Annotated in this window: 1 pseudogene; it reads left to right on the top strand. The window is 62.6% G+C overall.

Annotated features, from left to right (window positions below):
* Positions 1 to 642, top strand: a pseudogene (locus PMI23_RS28530) (RHS repeat domain-containing protein); the annotation flags it as partial.

Below are 642 nucleotides of genomic sequence, written 5' to 3'. Positions count from 1 at the left end.
CAGCGAGCGTTACGACTACGACGACGCCCACGTGATCCTGCAGCGGCAACTGGCGGGCGGGGCGAGTTTCTTCTGGGAGTGGGAACGCTCGGGGAAATCGGCGCGGTGCGTGCGCCACTGGGCATCGTTTTCGCAGATGGACACGCGTTACGTCTGGAATGACGACGGCAGCGTCGCAGTGCATTACGTCGATGGCACCGAAGAGACTTACGTCCACGACGAGCGTGCGCGGCTGGTGAGTAAAGTCTCGGCGGATGGTGGCGAACAGCTCAAGGCCTATGACTCCTCGGGGCGGTTGATCGCCGAGCAGGATGCCTTGGGTGCGGTCACCGAATACCGCTACGACGAGGTCGGACGGCTGGTGGCGCTGATTCCGCCGGCTGAGACGCCAACGTCCTACGAGTATCGCAATGGTTTCCTGCATAAACGCTCTCGCGGTGACGCGGTGTGGATCTACCGGCGCAATGCCGAGGGCGATGTCACCGAGGCGGTCGATCCGGACGGCCAAGTTACGCATTACTACTACGACATCCGTGGGCAGTTGCTGTCGATTCGCTACCCGGACAGCAGTCGGCATCGGTTGGTCTGGAATGCCCTCGGCCAACTCATTGAAGAGACCTTGCCCGACGGTGGCGTGCGGCG

Origin of the sequence: Pseudomonas sp. GM24 (genome assembly GCF_000282235.1) — a bacterium.
Classification (GTDB): domain Bacteria; phylum Pseudomonadota; class Gammaproteobacteria; order Pseudomonadales; family Pseudomonadaceae; genus Aquipseudomonas.
Note: the sequence above shows the minus strand (reverse complement) of the source record. Positions and strands in the feature narration are given on the sequence as shown.